Genomic DNA, 4,725 nt, shown 5'->3' with positions numbered 1-4,725 from the left:
CTGTCTCTCCTTGACGCGCATCCATGGAGCCCGGCGCCACATTGGCCGGGTCTGAAAAATCAACGCACTCATGGTTATTTATGGAAAAGTCGAAGTTTCGCAAAATCGCTATCGTGCTCGTACTGGTCGTGGTGGCCGGTCTGATTTTCTACAGCGCGCAATCGCCGGGCAAACCGCCGGAGTACCTGACCGCCACGGTCGAGCGGGCTGACATCGAGAACTCGGTGTTGGCGAGCGGGACGCTCCAGGGGGTCAAGCAAGTCGACGTCGGTGCCCAGGTATCGGGCCAGCTTAAATCGCTCAAGGTCAAGTTGGGCGACAAGGTCAAGAAGGGCCAGTGGCTGGCGGAAATCGACCCCATGCTGGCACAGAACTCATTGCGCCAGACCCAGGTCAACGAAGAAAACCTGATGGCCAAGCGGCAGGCCACGGCGGCGCAACTCAAGGACGCCAAGGCCACCTATGACCGCTACAAAAAACTGCAGCCGGACGACGCGATCTCCAAGCAGGAGTACGAGACTGCCGAGTCGAACTACAAAGTGGAAGCGGCGAACCTGCTCTCTCTCGATGCGCAGATAAAGGACGCCCGTATCCAGGTGGAAACCGCACGGGTCAACCTGGCCTACACCCACATCGTCGCGCCGATAGACGGCTATGTCGTGGGGATCGTGACGCAGGAAGGCCAGACTGTGATCGCCGAGCAACTGGCGCCGGTCCTGCTCAAGCTCGCCGACCTGGACACCATGACGGTCAAGGCGCAGGTATCGGAGGCCGATGTGATTCACATCGTTCCCGGCCAAGAGGTGTATTTCACCATCCTGGGGGAGTCGGAAAAGCGCTACTACGCCACACTGCGAGGCACCGAGCCTGCGCCGCAGAACTTCCTCGAAACCCAGGCAGCCGGGGCGCCCAAACAGAACACCGCGGTGTTCTATAACAGCCTCTTCGATGTGCCGAACCCCGATCATCGCCTGCGTATCTCCATGACTGCCCAGGTTCGTATCGTCTTGGACAAAGCCAAGGATGTGTTGACGGTTCCCGTCGCCGCGCTGGGGGCGAAAAACCAGGATGGCAGCTTCGTGGTCCGCGTGCTCGATGCCGAAGGCAAGGCTCAGCCGCGCAACGTGCAGACGGGCATCAACAACAACGTCAGGGCCGAGATCAAGGATGGCCTGGCTGAAGGTGACAAGGTTGTCATCGGCGAGCCGACCCCCGCCGTGGCAGGAGCCTGACCATGACGCGACCACTGTTGGAACTCGAGGGCATCACCCGCAGTTTCCTTGCGGGCGAAAAGGCGTTCATAGCGCTCAAGAACATCAACTTGACGATCAATGCGGGCGAGGTGGTCGCGATCACCGGTGCTTCCGGTTCCGGCAAGTCGACCTTGATGAATGTACTCGGCTGCCTCGATCATCCGGACGCCGGAAGCTATAAGGTGGACGGGTGCGAAACCGGTTCGATGGACGACCGTGAACTGGCCAGGTTACGTCGCGACCACTTCGGTTTCATTTTCCAACGCTACCATTTGCTGCCGCACCTGAGCGCTTTGCACAACGTCGAGATGCCGGCTATTTACGCCGGTGCCGCAGAGTCACAGCGCCACAACCGTGCCGGGGACCTGTTGAAGCGCCTGGGGTTGGTGGGGCACCTGAGCAATCGGCCGAGTCAACTCTCGGGTGGCCAGCAGCAGCGGGTGAGTATCGCTCGGGCACTGATGAATGGCGGCGAGATCATTCTGGCGGACGAACCCACCGGTGCGCTGGACACCACCAGTGGCAAGGAAGTCATGAAGATCCTGCTGGAGCTCAATGCGGCGGGGCATACGGTCATCATCGTGACCCACGATGAGAAAGTGGCGGCTCACGCCCAGCGCATCATCGAGATCCGCGACGGTGAAATCGTCAGTGATCGTCCCAATCCGCAGAGGCCGCTGCAAGATCTGCCGGCACAAGACACGCGTCCGGCCAAGGTCAAGCCCACGAACGGCCTGCTCGCCAGCTTCGGCCTGTTCAGCGAGGCGTTCAACATGGCCTGGGTGGCGCTGGTCTCGCATCGAATGCGAACCCTGCTGACCATGTTGGGCATCATTATCGGTATCACCTCGGTGGTATCGATCGTGGCGATTGGCGAAGGGGTCAAGCAATATGTCCTCAAGGACATCCAGGCGATCGGCAGCAACACGATCGAAATCATGCCTGGGTCCGACTGGGGGGACAGTCGCTCGACGGCTATCGAAACGTTGGTGCTGTCCGATGTGACCGCCCTGGGCGACCAGTATTACATCGACAGTGCGACGCCCAACCTGGGTCGCAACCTGCTATTGCGTTATGAAAACATCGATGTCAATGCGACCGTCAACGGTGTGAGCGCGAGTTATTTCCAGGTTCGCGGAATCAAGATCGGCTCGGGTGTGGCGTTCAGCAAGGACGATGCCCGGCGGCAATCGCAAGTGGTAGTCATCGACCACAACACAAGTCACAGATTGTTTGGCTCGCACACAGACCCGCTGGGTAAGGTGATTCTCGTCGACAACCTGCCTTGCACGGTCATCGGCGTGACCGAAGACCGCAAAAGCGTCTTCAACACCAGCAAGAACCTGAACATCTGGATGCCCTATGAAACCGCGGCCGGTCGGTTGCTGGGCCAGCGTTTCCTGGACAGCATCACGGTGCGGATAAAGGACGGGCAACCGAGCAAATTAGTGGAGGATAACGTCGTCAAGCTCCTGGAGCAGCGTCATGGTATCAAGGACTTTTTCACCTACAACCTCGACAGTGTGATGCAAACGGTGCAGAAGACCAGTCAATCGCTGGCGCTGCTGCTCTCGCTGATTGCGATCATCTCGCTGGTGGTCGGTGGCATCGGTGTAATGAATATCATGTTGGTCTCGGTGACCGAGCGTACCCGGGAGATTGGTATCCGCATGGCTGTCGGTGCACGCCAGTCCGACATCCGCCAGCAGTTCCTGGTGGAGGCGGTGATGGTGTGCCTGATGGGGGGCACGATTGGCATCGCCTTGTCGTTTGGTATCGGCTACGTCTTTTCGATCTTCGTCAAGGAGTGGCAGATGGTGTTCTCGGTGGGATCGATCGTCACCGCTGTCGTCTGTTCGACCCTGATCGGCGTCGTGTTCGGCTTCGTGCCCGCGCGCAATGCCGCGCGGCTCGATCCGATCAATGCACTGGCACGGGACTGACCCGGGCTACCCAGGCTTGAAGCCAGGTAGGGAACCCTGTGGCGAGGGAGCAAGCTCCCTCGCCACATAAGGTGTGCCTGGCGCCTTATACCGCTACGCGTGCCGCATGCGGGCGAGTCTCGCCGACCTTCCTCACCGCCTGTTCGAAGCGGTCCAGCACCATGCCGACCTCGGTCTCGGTGATGGTCAGGGGGGGCAGGAACCTGAGCACTGCGCCATGGCGCCCACCGGTTTCCATTATCAAGCCGTTGTCGAAACAGTTGAGCTTGATCGCGTGTGCCCGAGCACCGTCGGCCTGGCCGGCGCGCTGGTTGTCGGTCGGCTTGGTGATTTCCACGCCGATCATCAGTCCGCGACCGCGGATGTCGCTGATGAATGGGAAACGCTGCGCGATTTCCCGCAGGCCGCTTTCCAGTCGTTCGCCCATTCGGGCGGCATGGATGACGAGATGGTTTTTGCGGATTTGCTGCATGGTGGCGGCGCCAGCGACCATCGCTATCTGATTGCCGCGGAAGGTCCCCGCATGCATGCCGGGGCCCCAGGTGTCCAGATGTTCGGCGTAGACGATCACCGCCAGTGGGTAGCCACCGCCGATGGCTTTGGACAGCACCAGGATATCGGGGACGATGCCGGCGTGCTCGATGGCGAATGTGCTGCCGGTGCGACCCAGGCCGGTCTGGACTTCATCGACGATCAGCAAGATGTCCTGCTCGAGGGTGATTTCCCGTAGCGCCCGCAGCCAGTTGGCCGAGGCCGGGATGCAACCGCCTTCGCCTTGCACCACCTCGACGATGACCGCCGCCGGTTTGGCGATGCCGCCTTCCGGGTCCGAGAGGACGGTACGGATGTAGTCGATGGACAGTTGATCGGTATGCTCGCCATTGGTGCCGAACGGGCATCGAAACCGATAGGGGAAGGGCAGAAAGTGCGTGCCTTGTGCGATCAGGCCATCGCCGGTCTTGGGGGACAGCTTGCCCATCGCCGACAGTGCGCCGGCCGTCATCCCGTGGTAGCCGCCGTGGAACGCCATCAATGGCGAGCGCTTGGTGTAGTGGCGGGCCAATTTGATGGCGGCCTCGACGGCATCCGAACCGCTGGGCCCGCAGAAGAGAATCTTGCTGGTGTCACGCATTTGCGCAGGCAGCATCGAGAACAGCTCCTGCACGAACGCATGCTTGGCCGGTGTGGCCAGGTCCAATGCCTGCTGCAGGTGATCGCTGTCGAGGAAACGCATCACCGCATCCCGGACCTCGGGCGGGTTGTGCCCCAGGGCCAGTGTCCCGGCGTTCGACAGGCAATCGAGGAACTCCTGGCCGCTGGCATCCTTGATACGCATGCCCTTGCCGCTGACGAACAGGCGCTGGAAAGTCTGTGCATAGGTACGTGCGTTCGACTCGACGTTTTCGAGGTAAGTGAGTGCTTCCATATTCGATCATCCATTGGCTATGGAACGTGAACCGAGCGGGGCCATTCATGCTCGACAGCAAGTGCAGCCATTACTGGGCAGGTCGGGATCATTTCAACAGGCC

3 protein-coding genes are annotated in these 4,725 nt (G+C 60.6%); 2 read left to right on the top strand and 1 reads right to left on the bottom strand.

Features of this window, described 5'->3' with window-relative positions; all coding sequences use genetic code 11:
• The first annotated feature begins 80 nt into the window (after positions 1–80).
• A complete protein-coding gene (gene macA, locus IB266_RS05680; protein ID WP_192260503.1) occupies positions 81–1,232 on the top strand; it encodes a macrolide transporter subunit MacA in 1,152 nt (383 codons plus the stop codon).
• Positions 1,233–1,234: 2 nt separating this feature from the next.
• Entirely contained in the window at positions 1,235–3,196 is a 1,962-nt protein-coding gene (locus IB266_RS05675) for a MacB family efflux pump subunit (RefSeq protein WP_192260502.1), read from the top strand.
• 85 nt (positions 3,197–3,281) lie between these two features.
• Here the strand turns inward: IB266_RS05675 and IB266_RS05670 are convergent, their stop codons facing one another.
• Positions 3,282–4,622, bottom strand: coding sequence for a diaminobutyrate--2-oxoglutarate transaminase family protein (locus IB266_RS05670; protein WP_192260501.1), 1,341 nt, complete (start codon positions 4,620–4,622; stop codon positions 3,282–3,284).
• Between the last annotated feature and the right edge of the window lie 103 nt (positions 4,623–4,725).

It is taken from the genome of Pseudomonas sp. Pdm06, from assembly GCF_014851795.1.
GTDB classification, from domain to species: domain Bacteria; phylum Pseudomonadota; class Gammaproteobacteria; order Pseudomonadales; family Pseudomonadaceae; genus Aquipseudomonas; species Aquipseudomonas fluorescens_AA.
Note: the sequence above shows the minus strand (reverse complement) of the source record. Positions and strands in the feature narration are given on the sequence as shown.